Genomic DNA, 20,503 nt, shown 5'->3' with positions numbered 1-20,503 from the left:
CGATTTCCGAAGACATTTGATGTTTTGTTTGTTATCTACATGGGTAAAAGATAGTAATAAACACAGATAGACGGAGGTTTTAGGTGAAATGGGGAATTAAAAGAGGCAGTTATTAAGGGAAAAGGCTACACAAAAAAGCACAGTAATTGGGAAGAAAAAGCATCGGAAAATAAAAAAGGCAAAGTGAAAAAACAGAGGAAACGGAGGAAAAAGTAAACTATAAACGGATAGAGTAAGATCATTTTGCTATTACGCTTGTAATAGTATTTTTATTTTCTTTAAAATTACGGAGGTTTTCAATACTTAAATTTTTACTGTCTTTTGAAAAAACCTAATTAAATGATAGAAAACATCTAGAGAGGAACATCGATAAATGAGAAAAAAAGATAGCAACGTAATACCCAAAAACGAGAAAAAGAAAAGGCATATCGGTTCTAATAAATATTTAACTATCATCATGATTTTTTCGACATTTGGTGGATTACTTTTTGGATATGATACAGGCGTAATCAACGGGGCATTACCGTTTATGGCTAAGCCGGGGCAGTTAGATCTTAACGCCTTTACAGAAGGTTTAGTAGCAAGTTCACTCGTACTTGGTGCAGCTTTTGGTGCAGTTCTGGGAGGGCAGCTGTCTGATCAGTTTGGACGTCGCCGGGTAATTCGTTACATTGCCGCTCTATTCTTTATTGCGACAATCGGTTGTACGCTGGCCCCAACCGCAATGTTTATGATTTTTTCCCGTTTTTTCCTTGGTCTAGCTGTCGGGGGTGCATCTGTAACGGTACAAACTTATTTATCTGAAGTCGCCCCGGTAGAGCGACGAAGCAGAATGGTTACCCAGAATGAGCTTATGCTCGTTACTGGTCAATTCTTGGCTTATAGTCTCAATGCGCTGCTTGCTACAGTTCTTATTACTGGCAATGATGGTGTTTGGCGCTATATGCTTGTGATTGCTGCGGTTCCAGCTGTTGTTCTATGGATCGGGATGTATATTGTACCTGAAAGCCCACGCTGGCTTATCCATAAAAGGAAAATGTCAGAAGGACTTCATGTTTTACAACAAGTTCGAGAACCGAAGCGAGCGGAATTAGAGTTCGACAGCATTAAAGCATCTGTCGAAAAAACTTCTAACAGGAATAAAGCAACGTTTAAAGATTTAAACATCCCATGGATGCGCCGAATTGTTCTGATAGGTATTGGTGTTGCAGTTCTGCAGCAAATAACAGGTGTAAATGCAATCATGTATTATGGGACAACAATCCTGGGAGATGCCGGATTTAGTACAAACGCTGCCCTCGTTAGTAATATTGCTAATGGAATCATAGCTGTGATTGCTACCGGGGTAGGAGTATATATCCTTGGTAAAGTTTCCCACAGAAAAATGCTAATGGTAGGTCAGGTTGGTGTAATCACCTCACTTTCACTTATTGGTATCGCTTCTATGCTGCTTCAAGGAACGCCTGCACAACCATTTGTTGTATTAACATTGACAGTATGTTTCCTAGCCTTTATGCAGGGGGCAATCTCACCAACGACATGGCTGATGCTTTCCGAAATCTTTCCGCTTCGCGTACGCGGAATGGGGATGGGTGTAAGTGTCTTTTTTAATTGGATGACAAACTTTCTGATTACCTTGATATTCCCTGTGGCGCTTAATATTCTTGGATTAGCCATTACGTTCTTTATTTTTGCAGCTCTTAATGTAATTGCACTCCTATTTGCGAAAAAATACTTACCGGAAACAAGAGGCCGTTCACTTGAAGATTTGGAACATAGTTTTCGCACATACAGCAGCCGTGATATAAGTGCTACATCAAGAACGGAATATATTCGATAAGTTTTCGTCTTTTCTTGTTTTAATAGAAATACACAAAATAAATGCAATATAAAAAGCTGATCCCACTTGGCGATAGCGTTTGTTATCGTCATAAGATACATCAGCTTTTTTAGGGGAAAAGAATTTCGTTTTGAGTGTCCTAAAAAAACCAAATTAAATGGAACGATCAAATGGCAAGTAAGAGCTGTCTGAAATTAGACGGATTTTATAATTATAATGACAGGCAAGTTAAATTTTTTTATAATTAAAGAACATGGAGTTGTATTTAGCCTAGCAACGAAGGCTATCTTAAGAGTGTTGTTTAACTTGTGTTCAACTATCGGCCAGCCTCATTGTTAAAGAAAAGGCAGTTCCATTTCTGCTAGAATTTAAATGGAATCATAATGATAAAATACTTAAAAAAGTGAGGATCCACGATGATTGCAAAGACGGAAGAGGATTTTAATGGATTAAAAGAAATTGGTAAAATTTGTGGAGCAATTAGAGATAAATTAGTCCAATGTACGACACCTGGAATAACGACAAAAGAACTCGATGAAATTGCTGAGGAGTTGTTTAAAAAGGCAGGAGCTCAATCTGCACCAAAAGGAGAGTACAATTTTCCAGGAATTACGTGCATTAGCATAAATGAAGAAGTAGCGCATGGGATTCCGAGGGAACGAACCATACAAGAAGGAGACCTTGTAAATATTGATGTTTCAGGCTCTAAAGGCGGATATTTCGCAGATACCGGTATTTCCTTTGTTGTTGGGAAGGGAGATAAAATTTTGCAAAAAATATGTGACGTTGCTAAAGAAGCATTCGACACTGGGCTTGAGAAGGCAAAACCAGGTTCCAAAAAAAGTGCACTAGGAAAAGCTGTACACAATGTAGCGAAAAAGCATGGCTTAACTGTCATAAAAAATCTTACTGGGCATGGTGTTGGACGCTCAATTCATGAAGCACCAGAACATATTTTTAATTACTTCTCTCGTTGGGATGACGAAATTTTAAAAGATGGTATGGTAATTGCTTTTGAACCTTTTATCTCTACATTTGAAGAGGAAGTTTTCCAATCGGAAGATGGATGGACCTTCCTAACTGATGAAAGCTTTGTAGCTCAATACGAACATACGATTATTCTTACAAAGGAAGGACCAATTATTACTACATTGTAAGAACTTAATACCACAATTGGCCCTCTGCTACTTCTTCAGAAACTAATATGCACGATACCTTAGTGATATAATCAGGAAAACCCTGGATTAAGATAAAAGGCAGTGAATGACATTGGGAATTTAAATGCAGATTACGGTTTAGATTCTCTTATTGTTATTAGCAGAGACAAAATTGATAATGTCTATGTGTCATGCATTTGAGAATCTCTTGAATGCTTTAATATGTATTTCATTAATTTCAAATGTGTAAGGTTGATTCAAAAAAATTCTCATCACCACTTGTGAAATATTGAACATAGTGGTATAGTATATTTACAACGTAACTATGTGAAATGCTGAACAATAAAAACCAAAGGATGATGAATGATGAAAGTAGCAGTTATTGGATGCACTCATGCTGGAACAGCAGCGATTAATAATATAGTAAATCTTTACCCTGAAGCACAAATTGATGTTTTCGAAAAAAATGATAATGTTTCCTTCCTATCTTGCGGTATTGCCCTTTATGTTGGTGGTGTCGTGGAGGATCCGAATGGACTATTTTACGCTTCTGTGGAGCATTTTGAGCGACTAGGTGTAAACATGCATATGAATCATGAAGTAACAGCCTGCAATTTAAATGAGAAACAAATCCAAGCGAGAGATATGAAAACAGGTGAAACAAAAGACTATAGCTATGATAAGCTGATTATTACTTCAGGTTCTTGGCCTGTCACACCGCCAATTCCAGGCTCAGATTTAGAAAATGTGTTGTTATGTAAGAACTTCGAGCATGCAAAAGAGATCATTAAACGTTCTGAATCTGCCCGAAATGTTGTCGTTGTTGGTGCAGGATACATTGGTGTGGAGCTTGTTGAAGCTTTTGAAGAAAACGGAAAAAACGTTACATTAATCGATAGTGAGGAAAGAATTCTAAATCGTTATTTAGATGACACCTTTACTTCTCCTGTTGAAACAACCTTCAAACAACGCGGTATTGAACTTGCTCTTGATCAGACCGTTTCCAAATTTGAAGGAACCGGGACTGTGGAAAAAGTAATCACGGATAAAGGGGCATATAACGCAGACTTAGTTGTCATGTGTGTTGGATTTAGACCGAATACAGGACTATTCAAAGGTCAAATAGAGATGTTGGGCAATGGAGCAATTATCGTTGACGAGTATATGCGCACAAGTGTGAAAGATGTATATGCTGCGGGTGATTGCTGTGCTGTATCTAATAATGCAACTAGGCAGCCCAGCTATATTCCATTGGCAACGAATGCAGTAAGAATGGGTACATTAGTGGCTCACAATCTGGAGAAACCTGTTATGGAACATCCTGGAACACAAGGAACTTCCGGATTGAAAATATACAATCATAACATTGCTTCAACAGGTTTAACTGAAAGTGCTGCAAAATTAGCAGGATTATCTGTAGCAAGTGCCACTATTGAAGATAATTATCGTCCGGAATTCATGCCGGAAAATGCGGTAATCCAATTAAAGCTTGTGTTTGAAACAGAAACACATCGCATTGTTGGTGCACAAGTCATTTCTGATGCCGACTTTACGCAGGCAATCAATACGATTAGCGTCGGTATTGCCAACAATATGACGATCGAACAATTGGCATTAACTGATTTCTTTTTCCAGCCACATTACAATAAACCAGTAAACTTCCTGAATCAGGTAGCACTGAAAGCAATGGCTATGGAAACGGAAAAGATAAGAAAACAAGAGCAATTACTAGTATAAATAATAAATTTAAAAGCCGAGATGTGAAGCCAATTTGCATGCTCGGTTTTTCTATGAAAATCTCTATTTCCCAGCCTCTAAATGGTTAGTCATTTATTCCATTGTATTTATAACGAGTGAAGATTCACCTGAGTTATCTGAAATAATCAATCCGTTTAATTGAGAATTGTTATCACTTGTTGTATAGTAGATAGTAACGAAACCTATATTTTGAGTAAGGAGAATATATAATGCAAATATATTGGACTAAAATAAATGAGATTATTGATGAAACGCCTGAGGTTAAAACGTACCTGCTCGACTGCCCGGAAGACTTTACATGGGAAGAAGGTTCCCATACCCACTTCGCACTGGGAGGATTTAATGCTGGGGATAAACCAAATCGTAGCTTGATTCGCCATATGTCAATCTCCACTTTACCACAAGCAAAATCTATTGGTATCACGACACGTATCAAAGAGCAGTGCTCTGAGTTTAAAATGATATTAAGAAACCTTAAGGTCGGTAATGAAGTTGCAATATTTAAAACGCATTCAAATGTACCGCTTAAAAGAGAGGACAAAAATATTTACCTGCTGTCATCAGGTGTTGGCCTGGCAACATTCAGACCGCTTGTACTTGATTATTTTGAACGTGCTGACAACGTTAATCAAATTCATTCGCTGAACATCGATTCATCAAAAGACTTTTTATTCACTGATATTTTTAAATCCGCACCAGACAAGAAGTTCAAATCACAGTTTGTCGATAACCGTAATGACTATTATGAAGAAGTGGAAAATCTTGCTGCAGACAAAGATGGCCTTTTCTATATTGTTGGAAGCGATGAGTTCCTTAAGCAGAACATTGAGGTGCTGCGTGAGCAGGGCATCAAGCCAGAACAGATTATGCTCGACAAGCATAAACAACAACTGCCTGAGTTTTTATCATTTGAATTCTCCAATTAAGCGAGAGTAAAAACTAAATAGATATTCCATTAACGGGCGCTTTTCTTTAATTGGAAAGCGTCTTTTTGCAAGGTTTTTAAAGCTGGTTTCATATTTGAAATAGGAAAAAGAGATGTCCACTAAAAATGAACGGTAGTCACCTCTTTGTTGTATAAAAATCCCTTTTTACTTCGATAATCCTAAAATTAGCTCTTTATAAATATCGAAAAATGCTAAGTAGTAATCTTTGTAGACATATTCATCTGTTTTGTGAGCCATTTTTGTTTCGCCTGGTCCAAACATCATAAATGGGAAGTTATCATCTTTATCGCGTAATAAGTTGGATGCATCCGTGACACCTGGCGAACCTTTAACGGAAATGTCCAGGTCTAAGTATTTTTCACCGAGTTCTTTAGCAAGATCAACCATTTCAGACTGTCCTGCAGTGAAAACACTTGGCAATGACATTGTCACTTCAACACTAATATCAGAACCTTCTTTATTGTATTTGTCAGCTGTTGTTTTAAATAAGTCAATCACTTCATCGTTATCAAATTCTCGAATCGTACGTACGTTTATTTCAGCTGAAGCTTTTTCTGGAACTGAGTTTACTTGGTTTCCTGCATTAAAAATAGTGGTACTCATAACCAATTTACCCAGAACTTCATTTTTACGATTATCGTCATTCAAGTTTTCATCTAATTCCAGGAGATATTCCATTAATGGATTAATCGCATTATAACCTTGATCAGGCATAGAACTGTGTGCAGCTTCACCAATAGACGTTATCCGGAGGTTAAGCGATCCTTTGTGGGCGTAAATAATCGTGTCATGAGAAGGTTCAGCCACCCACAGATAATCCACATCATCCATATAGCCTTCTTCATATAATTTTTTAGACCCTGCACCGCCGACTTCTTCACCAGTCGTTGCCAAAAAACGAACCGTACCATTTTTTAGTTCATTATTTTCTTTGAGCTCAATTATCACTAATGCAAGGTTTACTAAACCTGCTTTCATGTCATTTGTTCCCCGTCCATATAATTTTCCGTCTCTTTCTGTCAATGTGAACGGATCTTGCGTCCACTCTCTTTCATCACCAGGAGAAACGACATCCATATGACCAGAAACGCCAATTACTGGACTCCCGCTTCCGATTTCAGCCACTAAGTTAACACGAGTGTCTGTAACTGGAACAATTTTAGATTTAATGCCGTATTCATCAAATAAATCTTTCAGGTAATTTGCCACTTCAATTTCGTTTTCATTGATAGATTTAATCGCTATAATATCAGATAAAATCTTTATCTTTTCTTCTTCTGTGAAATGTTTCATATTAAATCCCTCCAAAATTTTATCTGCCCATCTACAGGTAAGAATACAACTGTATTTTACCCAAAATGCTGGTAGATATAAACTAGGCAAAATTAGAACAAACTTTTACTCCTTATTAAGCAACTTGATAGCAATAGCGTTTGTTTAATAATAATGTTAAAATTTCCTCATTTAAATAATAAGGAGAGTTATTAAAATGAAGGTCCTAATTTATCAGATTCATGCGTTTAAGAATTAACAATTTATTGGGAATCACACAGCAATATGTTCGTTAAAAGCTCATTTAATGCAAAAGGTTGCGGCGGAAGATAATTTATCTGTTAATTAGGATAATGATTCCCTACAAATGGAGCAATCGATTTATGTGGCCACGTAACATATGCAACTGCTTGTAATATGTACTTACTTTATGAGGGGGGATATTTAAATGAAAAATTTTATTATTTGTGGAGCGATTTTATTAGGTCTTTTTATAATTCTGCCGTTTTTTAACATGGAAAGTTTCTTCTTATTTGTTTTAATTGAATGGATTACAAAATTTGTTTTACCCTGGATAGTCTTATATTGGTTAATCAGAGGGGTAAAGGCCTTAGAGAAAAAAATTAATAACTCTGATTGAACTATATGATGCTTTTATTGAATTAAGGTGAAGCCGTGAAATTTCACTGTCCTTGTTGTGGTTATAAAACATTAGATGAAGAGCCGCCAGACACCTTCGAAATTTATGGAATCTGTTTTTGGGAAGATGATGGTTATCAATATAAATACCCAGATGAAACATGTGCGGTGCTAATTATGTTTCATTTAGAGAAGCACAACAAAATTTTATTAAATTTGGGGCTTGTGACAGAAAAAGCATAAAGTTTGTTAGAAAGCCAACTGAGTCCGATAGAAGAGATCTTTATTGGAAATTGTTATAAGAGGGTGCAAGATGTTCGTTCTCTTCTGTAAGACGTTCAAATATGTAAGGTGCTTTTTTTTGGGGGGGATTTATGAATGGAATAAATCCTTTTGAAAATATACCGAATAGCGATAGTCTAGCTTGAAAGCTATTCTATCGCTATTTTTATGTATTTTCTATGATACGTTTTCGGTGCAGCTTTGGCTTTAATTCTGTTATGAAAATAGCGGCCATAATGAAAATGGCACCTGTAATCATACGGCCTGTAAGCATCTCATGTAAAAATAGGACAGACAATATCATACCAAAAAATGATTCTAATGAAAGGATAATCGCTCCTTTTGTTGCGGTGGTATACTTGAAGGCAATATTTTGACAAACGTAAGCAATGGTTGTTGAAAATACTGCCAAGTAGATAATGGAATACAGCGCTTCTTTTTCAAAGATTGTTGGTATATCGCCTTGAACAAAAACGGCAATGACACCAATGATAGAAGCTGTAATAAACTGGACGATGGTCAGTGATATTGCATCTTCCTTTTTTACAAAATGATTTGTGTAAAAAATATCAAAAGCAAAGGCAACTGCACAGGCAAGCGATAATGCATCCCCGATATTAATTGTCATAGACCCTTGGAGAGAAATGAAGCCAATTCCAATGATTGCGATGATGGACCCGATGGTTTCATAACGATCTACTTTGCGTTTATAAACCATATAAGCAATTAATGGCACAATAACAACATTCACCGCGGTTAAGAAGGCATTTTTGGATGGTGTAGTGTATTCTAAACCAACCGTTTGCAAAGCGAACCCTACATATAAAATCGTTCCTAATATCGCTCCCTTCCAAACAATCGATTTGGTGAATGTTTGGAACCTTTTTCTAAATAAAAGTGAAAGGATAATGGCAGCTATAATGAATCTTCCAGCCATGACCTGATAAGCTGATAAATATTCTAAAGCGATTGCAGTAACAACAAATCCACTGCCCCATACGATTGCTGTGATAAACAGCATTCCGTCTCCAATGTATTGTTTCATTTTGTCTCTCCTATTCCTTAATTCTCTCCGTATTTATCTTATTTTGAATAAAATGTTATAAGGAGACGTAAATAGCAACTAGTCTGATTATAAAACAAAGTAAATCGAAAATGTTGAAAATTATACGGTTATTACGGCAAATTTTTTAAGAAAAAAAGACAAACATGAAGAAGAGCTTCAGAGAAGCATTTAGTGGCCTATCTTATTTTGCTTGTAGGTTGCAAGCATCGGCAAGTACCTGACAACCTAATCCAATTCAGGATATATAGAAAACTTCCTAAGCTCTCTGACAACACGGGAAATAGGCAGGCCCATGACATTGTAGTAATCGCCATTAATCTGCTTCACTAGTAATGCACCAAGGCTTTGAATACCATATGCACCTGCTTTGCCGTATGGGTCCATTGATGATACATACGACTCAATTTCATTAGCTTTTAATGGCCAAAATTCAACCTGTGTATGTTCGGCAAAAACTGTTTTCTCCTTATAGGAACGAATCATGACACCAGTAAATACATCATGTAAGTCACCACTGAGCTCCGAAATCATTTCATGGGCTTGTTCTCTATTATCAGGTTTTTCGAATATAGTTTGCTTGTAAGCAACCACAGTATCCGCAGCTAAAATCACTTCATTATCATGATCAATAGGAACATTCTCGGCTTTTAGCATGGCTAACTGTTTCACTTTTTCAATTGGGTCATTGGTGGTAATCTGTGATTCATCTACATTGGGATTCTTGGAAGTAAAAGGGATTCTAACTTGATTTAGCAGTTCTTGCCTTCTTGGAGATGTTGAAGCTAAGATCAATTTGTTCATCATGTATTTTCCTCCTAAGTGTGGGTAGGGATATAGATCTATTATAAGGAGCTTACGGAAATTGTGAAAGTTATTATAAATTAAAATAAGACTATCAGGTGGGCAATTCAACTCAACCGTATCGATTTCCTGATACAAAGAAAAAGGCTTCTTTTTAGCTTTTTTTTAGAGACCAAAAAATCAAGAATGCTGTCCTAATGTATGGTTTAATAGACTTATAACTAACTTTTTTCGAAAAAACCAATTTACGAAAAGTGATATTTATACTACACTATTGTTAACCTTAAAATAGAGGTGGTTGACAATGGGTGTAAGAAAGCTTGTATTTGTATCATTTTTTGCGACAGTCATGGGGGTTCTAGGGTTAATTCCACCAATTCCATTGGGGTTTTCACCTGTTCCGATAACACTCCAAACATTAGGTGTCATGCTTGCTGGAAGTGTACTGGGTGCTCGTTTTGGTCCGAAGTATGCTGGATATAGTTTGATTTTATTTTTACTTTTAGTTGCTGCAGGTTTGCCATTACTGTCAGGAGGCAGAGGCGGGCTTGGCGTATTTGTAACCCCATCAGGCGGGTTTCTCATTGGCTGGGTTGCAGGTGCATTTATTATTGGTTACATATCCTATAAAATGAAGGAAACATCACTATTTAAATTAATGGCAGCTAACTTTATTGGGGGTATGCTGGTTATCTATCTGTTTGGAATACCGTTTCAGGCGTTTGTAATGGAAATATCGATTGGGCAAGCTGCCATCTTGAACTTAATTTATCTACCAGGGGATTTCACAAAAGTTATGATTGCTTCGTTACTAGCTATAAAATTACAGAAAAGTGTTCCACTTTTAAAGGAGGTCAAAGCTTAAATTGAAAGTAACATGTACGTATGAGAAGCATAAGGAATTAAACCCGGATAAACGAGCAATTATCACAGAGCAAAAACATCTGACATACGGGGAATGGTATGAATCCGTACAACAGACCGCAGCCGCTTTTTCAATGGAAGAAGCTATTACAAGAAGGGTTGCTCTTTTTTTGCCAAATGATGAAGTGTTTTTACAAGTATTTGCAGGCGCATGTGAGGCTGGCTGGGCTAGTATTATTGGTGATATGAGATGGAAAAGGACTGAAATAGAGGCACGATTGAAGCAAACTTCACCTGATTTCATTGTAGCTGATAAAAGAATGCGGACAATCATGGCCGATATTCCTGTCAAGGTTGTTTTCTCGGATGATTTGCCACAATGGTTAAATGGTAAAAGCTATCAAGAAGCAGATATAGAAGAAAATTTCCCATTTTATATTGGATTTACTTCCGGATCAACTGGGATGCCAAAGGCTTTTGTACGTTCACATGAATCATGGGTAGAGACATTTAGATGCAATCGAGAAGATTTAGGGATGAGTAGAAGTGAACACGTACTGGTTCCTGGATCATTTGTTAATTCAACGTTTCTGTATGGAGCAATAAGTACGCTCTTTGAAGGAGGAACGGTTTATTTGCTGAAGAAATTCAATGCGGCACATTTGATGAGGACCTTGGATAATTATCCTATATCGACAGTTTATGTTGTTCCGACAATGATACAGGCAATGATAAATGAAGGATATCACAGTAATAAGCAGGTGACCTTTATTTCAACAGGGGCCAAGCTGTTGCCAAGTGTAAAGAAAACGTTTCGAAATCAGTTTGCCAATGTGCCTATTCATGAGTTTTATGGTGCTTCAGAGCTTAGCTTTGTTTCTCTTATAAAAGATGAGGCAGATGAAAAATATGATACATCAGTTGGGAAAGTTTTCCATAACGTAGAGATTTGCATTATGAAGGAAGATGGGGAAAAAGCGGTAGTTGGAGAGGAAGGGATATTATATGTAAAAAGCAATATGTTTTTTGATGGCTATATCAATAATTCGGCCGAAACGAAAAAGGTGCTTCAAGGTGATTGGGCGACCGTTTATGATATTGCCAAAATGGATGAAGCTGGATACATATACATTCTTGGTCGAAAGAATGACATGATTTTATATGGAGCGTACAACATTTACCCGCAGGAAATAGAAAAGGTGCTTAAAAGCCATCATGGTGTAAAAGAGGCGGCAGTCATTGGAATCCGTGATGCATATTGGGGAGAGAAGGTAGCCGCTTTTATTGCAGGCGATGTTTCGATCCAATCCTTAAAAAATTATTGTCTTAAAAACTTAACGGCATACAAGATTCCTAGAATCTGGAGGAAAATCGACTCCTTTCCGGAAACAGCTGGTGGCAAGATTTCCCGACAAAAATTGAAAGAGCGATTTGAACAAGGGGTTTATGTATGAAAAATGCTGTGATTGTAAATGCGAAACGAACAATAATAGGAAAGAAAAATGGTGTGTTGAAGAACTATTCCCCTGAACAGTTAGCAGCATTTGTTATTGAGGATCTTACAAAAGACCTTAATGAACCGGTTGATGATATTATTTTAGGAAATACGGTTGGACCTGGTGGAAACCTTGCAAGGCTGTCAGCTCTTGAAAGCGGGCAGCCATGTACTGTTCCAGGATTAACAGTTGATCGGCAGTGTGGTTCCGGGTTGGAAGCAATCCGACTTGCCTGTCATCTTATTCAGGGAGGTGCAGGAGATATCTATATTGCGGGTGGGGTGGAGAGTGTGAGCGCGTCGCTATTTAAAAGTCGAGCGCGTTTCTCGCCAGATGATATTGGTGATCCGGATATGGGGATTGCAGCTGAAAATGTTGCTGAAAAGTATGGGATTACAAGAGAAATGCAGGACGAATTTGCAGCTTTAAGCTACCAGCGATCGCTTGATTCCTTTGATAAAGGATATTTCTCTGAGGAGATGGTCCGTGTTGCAAATATTCCTTTAAAAGATGAAGGGCTAAAGCCGGAGTTAGATTATAGGCGGATGTTAAAGCGCGTATCTCCTTGTTTTAAAAAAAATGGAACGGTGACAGTTGGTAATTCTTGTGGTGTTAATGATGGGGCAGCAGCTGTTCTAATTATGTCAGAAGATAAAGCGAAGGAGTTGAACCTTCAACCAGTCCTCCGCTTTGTAGATAGCAGTGTAACTGGAGTCGATCCAAACTATCCAGCCGCAGCCCCGATTCCAGCCGTTTCGAAACTCCTATCTAAAACGAATTTCTCCATAGAAGACATCGATCTTATTGAACTAAATGAAGCATTTGCAGTAAAGGTTGTCTTATTTGCTCAAGCATTTTCCATTTCGTATGACAATCTAAATCCAGAGGGCGGTGCGATTGCGTTAGGGCATCCGTATGGTGCATCTGGAGCGATTCTTGTGACAAGATTGTTTAATGAGGTACAAAGAATGGAGTCCAATTATTGCGTTTCAGCTATTGGAATTGGCGGTGGTCTTGGTATAGCGGTGCTTTGGGAGAGGGTAACATGAAGTCAAAAAGAATTAGCGTGACGATTACAGAAGAAATGGTAGAAAGCTATGAAATGATTTTTGGCAAACAAAACCAATTGCCACCGACATTTCCGATGCTATTTTATAAATATATCGAGATACCATGGGAATACGAAGCAGAGGCTATTCATCGAAAGCAAAAATGTGTTTGTTATTCTCAGCTTATGGTCGGCGAGAGCTACGAGTGTGAAGTTTTGCTTGAAAGTAAAGTGAAAAGAGGGATGAATACATTTTATACACAAACCCTTGTCGGCTTTGATTTAGCAGGAAAGGAGAGCTTTCGATGTGTATCAAAACTAGTTGTAAGGTCGTCTTAACGGAAGAAAAGGTAAAACAATATATGCTATTATCAGGTGATCAAAATCAAATTCATCATAATGAAAAGATTGCAAAACAACACAAATATAGAGGGCCGATTGCTCATGGAATGCTAATTATGTGTATTGGAGCAGAGCTTTGTTCTGCACTTTGTAAAAACAATGTGATGATTTCCGATTATGAGATGCATTTTCTGCTGCCAGTATATGTGAATGATAAATTGCAACTGGTTGTAGAGGAGCAAAACGAGATACATGGGCTTGAAATCAGGGGAAATGTCGAAGGGGTACAGGTGGCCAGAGGGAGAGTGAAATTTCAGAGGGCAGATAAGAATACATAATTGTTTCAGGGAGCTCTAAAATAGTTATAGTTTGCTATAATAATAGCAGAACATATAAATGCAAAAAGGGGGCTTTTGATGCTGCAAAAGCTATCCGCAGACAAACATAAACAGCCATACAAAGGCTATTTCACCGTAACTCGCGTGCAGCCTGGGGATATTGTTGACCAACAGTTTCATGATACTGCATTTGGACCTTTAAGAGTTATTGATCATGCTGTAATAAAAAAAGGACTGACTATAAAAATACATGAGCATGTGAACGATGAAATACTAAGCTATGTTTATAAGAGCACATCGAATCATAAGGATTCAGCAGGATTAGAAGTGCCAATATTTATCGTTAAAGAAACAGGTTTATTAAAAACAAAGAAAGGATCGGAACAATGCTGCAAAAAGTGAAATCATATAGCCAGCTTTTTATCGCAAAGAAGTCGCTAAAGACGTTATTGAAAACGAATCGTTTCGAGTCCGAAGCGTTAATGAAAAATTATCATCGTATATTGGTGGAGAATAATCAGCTCCATGAGGATTTAACAAAAGGCTCCGTCGAAGGCAAGAATAAACTTTCCAAACAATTGATTGATTCTTTTGTTGAGCTTCGTGAACAGCGTCATGATGAAGATTTTTACACCCAGGTGGCAAATCAATGGGTGAAAAAGTAAATAGGGGTTTGTTTTTTTTGCGAACTGATACTCTAGTTGAAAAATAAGCAGAGAAGTAAATCATTTTTTCGAGAAGTGCAGGGGGAGGTTAACATTAATTATCCATTACGTTTAACATTTTATTTAGTTGGCGTTATTGTATTCAGTGCAGGTATTACATTAACCATCAACATGCAGCATCTTGGGATACATCCATGGGATGTGCTCAGTGTTGCTTTTTATGAAAAAGCAGGGCTGTCGATTGGCTCATGGAATATCATCATATCTGCCATTTTGATCACGATAACGTTTGTAATTGGCAGGGAATATATTAAGCTTGGTACGTTTATGAATGCCATTCTAGTTGGAGTGTTTGTCGACCTGTATCGTTGGCTTGATATTTTGCCAAATGCAACACATACATGGACCGATATCCTATTCATCATTTTAGGGATCGTTATCATGGGATTTGGCGGCGGAATGTACAATGCGGCAGGTTTGGGAGCAGGACCAAGGGATGGATTTATGCTGTCGATTGCCGATAAGCTGGGAGCCTCAATTGGAAGGGTGCGGATTATTACCGAATGCAGTGTGCTTGTTATCGGGCTTATAATTGGTGGTCCAGTCTTTGTTTTTACATTTATTTTTACGTTTATCCAAAGTCCAATATTCCAATTTACATATTTGAGACTGGGGAATGTTGTACTTCAACGGGATTATAAGCAGCCAAGTAAAGCAACGGATGCAAAATAAATAAACGCTTTATTCTCCTAATATAACAGGGCAACAATGGGTATAGCTATTTATATAGGAGGTATGTGATGGGTATTATTGAGAGATTGAAAAAGGGAAATACATCATCAGGAATTGCTGCACTTGGTAATACATTTTTAGCTGCCATTAAGGGTGCAGCTGCTGCATTCAGTGGCAGTGGCACGATGTTTGCCTCAGCTATGCATTCTTTAGCAGATGCAGTCAATCAAGGCTTTGTCTATTTTGGAAGTGTTCTAGCTGAATTGCCGCCTTCGAAGCGTTTTCCAACAGGTTTTGGTCGTGTTATTAACATTTTTTGTATGATTGCTGTAGTCGTCGTTACGATAATGGCATATGAAACAATTAAAGAAGGCTGGCATTTGCTTCAGCATCCAGCAGAATCAACGCACTTCTGGCTTAATCTAATCATTTTATTAGTTGCGTTTTTGATTGACGGGTTTATTTTATATAAAGCCATGAAAGAAATCAGGATGGAAACTGGAGCTGATAAAGCTGCCGCCATCATTCCTTATGCCTTTAAAAATGTCAATAAGGCTTCTCCGGCAACAAGACTTGTATTTTATGAAGATTTGGTTGCTACGTCTGGTGCTGTACTTGCGATTATTGGAATTGTATTAGCGCAATCTTTCGGTGTACTTGCGGCAGATGGAATAGCCTCTATGATTATCGGGGGTTTAATGCTCTATGTAGCTTTTCGGGTTGGCTATGATAACATGGTTGGATTAATCGGTGTAGCTGCACCGGCAGAAATTCAAGATAAGATATATAACTTATTATTAGAGGATGAAGACGTCGTTGATATAAAACAGATACGTATGATCCAAGAGGGGAGATTATACCATGTGGAAGGCACAATTGAGCTAAGAAAAGGGCTGACATTAGATGAAGCAGATGATATTAAATATCGTTTAAGGGACGTTTTATTAAGGGAATCTGAAGTTGCCGACGTTTTGTTAGCAATTGTGGAAACAGATGATATACAAAACTGGAATCCAGAAGAGAAAAAATAAACATGTGCTGCATGTTTATTTTTTTGCGCGAAATAAAAAAACCAAAGAAAGTAATACTTCTCTGGCATGCTCAAATGAAAAGCTCGTTGCTTTCTCCTAACGATTTTCTATCAACATCATAATCCTCAATAATGGTCTCCATATACCACCAGGTTAGAAGTATAGCAATTACAGTAACAAGAACAATGATAAGAATAACTACTTTCCCCTTCATGGAAGACACCTCTTTCGCCTAAAGATAGGTTATCAAATTCGTCATTGTCTGTAAATATTATTTTCCAAACAAGTGTGAATAACATTTGTAAACGTTTTATCATGCTTTGAAAATAAGCTTGCACTGTGATATGATAATCTTTTGGAAAATGATAAAGTATGTAGTTTATAAGCATAATATATATAATAGAAAGAGGTAAGAAATTGAAAATTGAGCAATTAAAGCAGGAATGGTTTGGAAATGTGAAGGGGGATATTTTGTCTGGAATTGTTGTTGCGCTAGCCCTTATTCCAGAAGCAATCGCATTCTCGATTATAGCCGGTGTAGATCCAATGGTTGGGCTATATGCTTCGTTTTGTATTGCGATTGTCATTGCTTTTGTCGGGGGAAGACCAGGCATGATATCTGCTGCAACAGGCGCGATGGCATTATTAATGGTAAACCTAGTGGCAGAACACGGGCTGCAATATCTATTAGCAGCAACTATTTTAACGGGAATTATTCAAGTTATTTTTGGAGTATGTAAACTAGCAAGAGCAATGAAGTTTGTCCCGCATTCAGTCATGATTGGTTTTGTCAATGCGTTGGCTATATTGATATTTGCTGCACAGCTTGAGCACTTTGCCGGCGAAATATGGATTATGTATGCACTCGTGGGATTAACACTAGCAATTATTTATCTTTTTCCACGTTTTACAAAAGCAGTACCTTCTACCTTGGTGGCAATTATTGTAGTGACTGCAATTGTAATCTTCGGCAATGTCGATATTAGAACGGTTGGTGATATGGGAGCATTGACACAGCAATTACCAATCTTTCTTATACCATCTATTCCATTGACATGGGAAACATTGATGATTATTTTCCCGTATTCTCTTGCCTTGGCAATTGTCGGGTTATTAGAGTCACTTCTTACTGCGAATATTGTGGATGATATGACAGATACGGAAAGTGATAAGAACAGGGAAAGCCGCGGGCAAGGAATCGCGAACATCGTAACCGGGTTTTTTGGCGGTATGGCTGGTTGTGCAATGATCGGACAATCTGGTATTAATGTAAAGTCAGGTGGAAGAGGTCGGTTATCAACATTTGTTGCAGGTGCATTTTTAATGTTTCTTATAGTCGTTTTAGGTGATCTTGTTGTCCAAATACCGATGGCAGCTTTAGCAGGTGTGATGATCATGGTTTCAATCAGTACCTTTGACTGGTCTTCGGTACGCAATATTTTCAAGACTCCACGAACCGATGCATTTGTAATGGTCGCAACAGTTGTAATTGTTGTTGTAACGAATAATCTGGCCTTGGGGGTTTTTGCGGGAGTGATTTTAAGTGCAGTCTTTTTCGCGGCAAAAATTTCTAAAGTAACGGTAACAGATAGTCTTGATGAGGCTGGTAACAAACGCATTTATTATTTGGATGGTCAATTGTTCTTCGCATCTGTCAGTGAGCTTCCGAAGCGCTTTAACTATGATGATAAAGTTGAAATGGCGGAAATTGATTTGACGAATGCTCACCTATGGGATGATTCTGCAATAGCTGCGTTGGATAAAATTGAATCAAAATTTAAGGATGTTAATATTCGTGTTACGTATACGGGATTAAATACGGAAAGTATGGAGTTGAAAAACAAAATACATGGTATCTCTTCCGGACATTAAGCAGGTTATGCTATGATGGAAAAAACTATAAAGTGAAACTTCATTCAGTGGCGGTTCACTTGCCATGAACTGAATGTCAGTATCGCAAGGCAGTCAGTCTCCCGCAGGACATTGAACAGAATCAGGAATTTAAAAGCTGTTAATCCCCCGACTTTACGTGTTTGGTTCACAAGCATTTGAAGGTGGAGGTGGGGATTTTACCAGACCATCATTGTTATGATAAACGGGGGTGTTGTGCTTGTTTAAACGAATTTTATTAGCTGTTGATGGATCAGAGCATTCCATTCGTGCAGTAAAATATGCAATAGAGCTTGCTGAAAAATTTGAAGGAGTCATTGAAGCTGTTTATGTAGTAGACGAAAATACGGCTAAAAGAGATGTATTGCACGCTGCAAATAAATTTGAAATTGAAGCGAGACGAAAGGAAAAAATAAAACCAATTCGGAAATTATTAGAGCAATCGGAAATTGTTTTTGGTACGCATGTCCTTCATGGAGAGCCTGGACCACGTATTGTTCAGTTTGCAGAGGAAAGAGAAGTTGATTGTGTGGTAATCGGAAGCCGCGGATTGAATCAGGTGCAATCTTTTCTTCTCGGAAGTGTCAGCCATAAAGTTGCTAAACGAACAGCATGTCCGGTGTTGATTGTTAAATAATATGTGAAAGAACTGTCCTATAAATTGGGGCAGTTTTTTATAAACTTAAAAAATAGGATGGACAATTGTCCATCCTATTTAACAGCACCAGCTACTGGATAGTCCGCTAAATCAATTTCAAGCTGCTCCCCTAATGCCAAATTTGCCAATTCCTTACCAATATATGGGCCCATTGTTAAACCAGTAGAGCCTAAACCATTGGCAAGCACTAATCCTTTGAAATCAGGCAGCTCCCCGATAACAGGAAGAAATCCAGGTGTAACAGGTCTAAAACCAACTCTTGTTTCTAATACGGTGCTATGACGCAATCCAGGTGCTATATCAATCGCTTTATTTAAAATTTCCTGCATGCCACCCGCTGTATTTCGGTAATCGAAACCTGCATCATCTTCATATGTAGTCCCTACCACAATTCGCCGATCATCAAATGCTAACATGTACTGATTATTCGGCGGCATGACGACTGGCCATTTAGAAGTATCCATATCTGGGATTTCTAAGTGCATGATTTGTGCACGTTGTGGAGTGACATGGAACTTTACGCCCAGTGGTTCAATTAGCTCATTCATCCATGCGCCAGTAGCAGCAATGACACAATCTGCTTCAATGGTTTTTCCATCTACAGAAACGCCAGTAATTTGAATACCTTCTGCTTTAAGGCTTGCATTTCCGGTAATAAATTCGGCCCCATGCTTTTTCGCGGCCCAAAGCAGTGCATCACGTAATTTGCGCCCATCCACTCTAGCTGCACCACTAACATGCACGGAACTATATTCCTCGGTGAGAAGTGGAAACATTGATTTAGTCTCTTTTGAATTAAGTAAGGTAATGTCGCCAATTTCCAGAGCATTTTCCCGGCGTTTGATTGCACGATCACGCATTGCATAAAGCTTTTTTTCATCGGTATGGAGACTTACAACCCCAACTTGGGCATATCCAATGTCTGTTTCTCCAGCATACCTTAATTCATTGATTAAATCATGGTACATCCTTGCTCCGTTTTTTGCTAGGCTGTACCATGCTTTATTTCGACGCTGTGAAAGCCATGGGCAAACAATTCCCGCCGCGGCATCTGTTGCTTGTCCTTGATCATGCCGATCAATAACAACAACACTGGCACCTTTTTTTGCGAGATGGTAGGCAGTGCTTGCACCTAGTATTCCAGAACCGATTATAATGTATTTCTTAACCATATTACCCGGCCGTCACCACTTGATGCATTGCTTTGATTTTTCCAATATGCTCTGCTTCATGATAAGCAAGCATGATTAACAAATCTCCATGTGTTTCAATGCTGCCAAAAGGTACTTTAAATTTAACGTTCGATTTCCAAAATAAATCATCAAATTCATTTACACGATTTTGCTGATCTTCCAGTGCTTCTATTAATACATCAAGTGCTGGGGCTTCCGAAGTCCAATCACTCGGTTTTGTACCTGAACTGAAAAGCTCTGCAAATTCTTTTGGAATATTTGTTGACTTAGCAGGATATCTGAATAAAAATTTCTCGGTTACTACAAGTACATGTCCAATGTGCCAGCGAATGGTATTATTGAAGTATTCAGACTGACGGTCAATGGCAGCTTCGTCTAACTCTTTAATAAATGTGAGTAAAGAAGTTCTTGTTAAATTGAATTGTTTTCGTGACATATTTATCCCTCCGATAGTATTGATTATAATAGAAATGGAACTACTTTA

At 38.0% G+C, this 20,503-nt stretch carries 22 protein-coding genes and 1 pseudogene; 17 read left to right on the top strand and 6 right to left on the bottom strand.

What is annotated here, in order from left to right; all coding sequences use genetic code 11:
* The first annotated feature begins 373 nt into the window (after positions 1 to 373).
* The 4 genes from NSQ77_RS04420 (at position 374) to NSQ77_RS04405 (ending at position 5,681) form a co-directional block, all read left to right on the top strand.
* On the top strand, positions 374 to 1,840 hold the full coding sequence (locus NSQ77_RS04420; RefSeq protein WP_339229069.1) for a sugar porter family MFS transporter: 1,467 nt from the start codon (positions 374 to 376) through the stop codon (positions 1,838 to 1,840).
* A 416-nt stretch (positions 1,841 to 2,256) separates the two neighbouring features.
* Positions 2,257 to 2,997, top strand: a complete 741-nt coding sequence (gene map / locus NSQ77_RS04415) for a type I methionyl aminopeptidase (protein ID WP_339229068.1) — start codon at positions 2,257 to 2,259, stop codon at positions 2,995 to 2,997.
* Between the two features lie 366 nt (positions 2,998 to 3,363).
* Positions 3,364 to 4,734: an FAD-dependent oxidoreductase gene (locus NSQ77_RS04410; protein ID WP_339229066.1), complete on the top strand. Its 1,371-nt coding sequence runs from the start codon at positions 3,364 to 3,366 to the stop codon at positions 4,732 to 4,734.
* Between the two features lie 230 nt (positions 4,735 to 4,964).
* Positions 4,965 to 5,681 carry a dihydropteridine reductase gene (locus tag NSQ77_RS04405; protein WP_339229064.1) on the top strand — a complete coding sequence of 239 codons (717 nt, stop codon included), beginning with the start codon at positions 4,965 to 4,967 and terminating at the stop codon, positions 5,679 to 5,681.
* A gap of 165 nt (positions 5,682 to 5,846) precedes the next feature.
* On the opposite strand, the gene NSQ77_RS04400 is transcribed toward NSQ77_RS04405, so the two are convergent.
* Positions 5,847 to 6,995, bottom strand: coding sequence for an ArgE/DapE family deacylase (locus tag NSQ77_RS04400; protein WP_339229063.1), 1,149 nt, complete (start codon positions 6,993 to 6,995; stop codon positions 5,847 to 5,849).
* 427 nt (positions 6,996 to 7,422) lie between these two features.
* Between NSQ77_RS04400 and NSQ77_RS04395 the strand changes: the two genes are divergently transcribed.
* Together NSQ77_RS04395 and NSQ77_RS04390 are read left to right on the top strand one after the other, a co-directional pair.
* The gene (locus NSQ77_RS04395; protein ID WP_339229061.1) at positions 7,423 to 7,614 is read left to right on the top strand and encodes a hypothetical protein; all 192 of its coding nucleotides are present in this window, start codon (positions 7,423 to 7,425) and stop codon (positions 7,612 to 7,614) included.
* Positions 7,615 to 7,649: 35 nt separating this feature from the next.
* Positions 7,650 to 7,915 (top strand): annotated as a pseudogene (locus NSQ77_RS04390) (CPCC family cysteine-rich protein).
* Between the two features lie 146 nt (positions 7,916 to 8,061).
* Here the strand turns inward: NSQ77_RS04390 and NSQ77_RS04385 are convergent.
* Positions 8,062 to 8,940, bottom strand: coding sequence for a DMT family transporter (locus tag NSQ77_RS04385; RefSeq protein ID WP_339229059.1), 879 nt, complete (start codon positions 8,938 to 8,940; stop codon positions 8,062 to 8,064).
* 246 nt (positions 8,941 to 9,186) lie between these two features.
* Entirely contained in the window at positions 9,187 to 9,762 is a 576-nt protein-coding gene (locus NSQ77_RS04380; protein ID WP_339230933.1) for a Maf family protein, read from the bottom strand.
* 304 nt (positions 9,763 to 10,066) lie between these two features.
* Here NSQ77_RS04380 and NSQ77_RS04375 point away from each other — a divergent pair, with 304 nt between their 5' ends.
* The 9 genes from NSQ77_RS04375 (at position 10,067) to NSQ77_RS04335 (ending at position 16,278) form a co-directional block, all read left to right on the top strand.
* Positions 10,067 to 10,627: a biotin transporter BioY gene (locus NSQ77_RS04375; RefSeq protein ID WP_339229057.1), complete on the top strand. Its 561-nt coding sequence runs from the start codon at positions 10,067 to 10,069 to the stop codon at positions 10,625 to 10,627.
* A gap of 1 nt (position 10,628) precedes the next feature.
* Positions 10,629 to 12,080 carry an AMP-binding protein gene (locus NSQ77_RS04370; protein WP_339229056.1) on the top strand — a complete coding sequence of 484 codons (1,452 nt, stop codon included), beginning with the start codon at positions 10,629 to 10,631 and terminating at the stop codon, positions 12,078 to 12,080.
* Positions 12,077 to 13,171 (top strand): acetyl-CoA C-acyltransferase, encoded by a 1,095-nt coding sequence (locus NSQ77_RS04365; protein ID WP_339229054.1) that lies wholly within the window; start codon positions 12,077 to 12,079, stop codon positions 13,169 to 13,171. Before NSQ77_RS04370 ends, NSQ77_RS04365 begins: the two co-directional genes overlap by 4 nt.
* Entirely contained in the window at positions 13,168 to 13,509 is a 342-nt protein-coding gene (locus tag NSQ77_RS04360) for a hypothetical protein (RefSeq protein WP_339229053.1), read from the top strand. Before NSQ77_RS04365 ends, NSQ77_RS04360 begins: the two co-directional genes overlap by 4 nt.
* Positions 13,476 to 13,850 carry a MaoC family dehydratase gene (locus NSQ77_RS04355; protein WP_339229051.1) on the top strand — a complete coding sequence of 125 codons (375 nt, stop codon included), beginning with the start codon at positions 13,476 to 13,478 and terminating at the stop codon, positions 13,848 to 13,850. The genes NSQ77_RS04360 and NSQ77_RS04355 overlap by 34 nt, the downstream gene beginning before the upstream one ends.
* A gap of 78 nt (positions 13,851 to 13,928) precedes the next feature.
* Positions 13,929 to 14,252: a hypothetical protein gene (locus NSQ77_RS04350; protein ID WP_339229049.1), complete on the top strand. Its 324-nt coding sequence runs from the start codon at positions 13,929 to 13,931 to the stop codon at positions 14,250 to 14,252.
* Entirely contained in the window at positions 14,237 to 14,515 is a 279-nt protein-coding gene (locus NSQ77_RS04345; RefSeq protein WP_339229048.1) for a hypothetical protein, read from the top strand. The genes NSQ77_RS04350 and NSQ77_RS04345 overlap by 16 nt, the downstream gene beginning before the upstream one ends.
* A 36-nt stretch (positions 14,516 to 14,551) precedes the next feature.
* Positions 14,552 to 15,247, top strand: coding sequence for a YitT family protein (locus NSQ77_RS04340; protein ID WP_339229046.1), 696 nt, complete (start codon positions 14,552 to 14,554; stop codon positions 15,245 to 15,247).
* Between the two features lie 68 nt (positions 15,248 to 15,315).
* Positions 15,316 to 16,278, top strand: a complete 963-nt coding sequence (locus NSQ77_RS04335) for a cation diffusion facilitator family transporter (protein ID WP_339229045.1) — start codon at positions 15,316 to 15,318, stop codon at positions 16,276 to 16,278.
* A 70-nt stretch (positions 16,279 to 16,348) separates the two neighbouring features.
* On the opposite strand, the gene NSQ77_RS04330 is transcribed toward NSQ77_RS04335, so the two are convergent.
* The gene (locus NSQ77_RS04330) at positions 16,349 to 16,492 is read right to left on the bottom strand and encodes a hypothetical protein (RefSeq protein WP_339229043.1); all 144 of its coding nucleotides are present in this window, start codon (positions 16,490 to 16,492) and stop codon (positions 16,349 to 16,351) included.
* A gap of 203 nt (positions 16,493 to 16,695) precedes the next feature.
* Between NSQ77_RS04330 and NSQ77_RS04325 the strand changes: the two genes are divergently transcribed.
* Positions 16,696 to 18,150 (top strand): SulP family inorganic anion transporter, encoded by a 1,455-nt coding sequence (locus tag NSQ77_RS04325; protein WP_339229041.1) that lies wholly within the window; start codon positions 16,696 to 16,698, stop codon positions 18,148 to 18,150.
* 238 nt (positions 18,151 to 18,388) lie between these two features.
* Positions 18,389 to 18,805, top strand: coding sequence for a universal stress protein (locus tag NSQ77_RS04320; RefSeq protein WP_339229039.1), 417 nt, complete (start codon positions 18,389 to 18,391; stop codon positions 18,803 to 18,805).
* 74 nt (positions 18,806 to 18,879) lie between these two features.
* Here NSQ77_RS04320 and NSQ77_RS04315 read toward each other — a convergent pair whose 3' ends face one another.
* Both NSQ77_RS04315 and NSQ77_RS04310 read right to left on the bottom strand, forming a co-directional pair.
* Positions 18,880 to 19,998, bottom strand: coding sequence for an FAD-dependent oxidoreductase (locus tag NSQ77_RS04315; protein WP_339229037.1), 1,119 nt, complete (start codon positions 19,996 to 19,998; stop codon positions 18,880 to 18,882).
* A 1-nt stretch (position 19,999) separates the two neighbouring features.
* Complete coding sequence (locus tag NSQ77_RS04310) at positions 20,000 to 20,455, bottom strand: DinB family protein (protein WP_339229036.1); 456 nt, start codon at positions 20,453 to 20,455, stop codon at positions 20,000 to 20,002.
* Positions 20,456 to 20,503 lie beyond the last annotated feature (48 nt).

The sequence above is a fragment of the Oceanobacillus sp. FSL K6-2867 genome (assembly GCF_037963145.1).
Lineage (GTDB): Bacteria > Bacillota > Bacilli > Bacillales > Amphibacillaceae > Oceanobacillus.
This window is presented reverse-complemented; position numbering and strand designations above follow the sequence as displayed.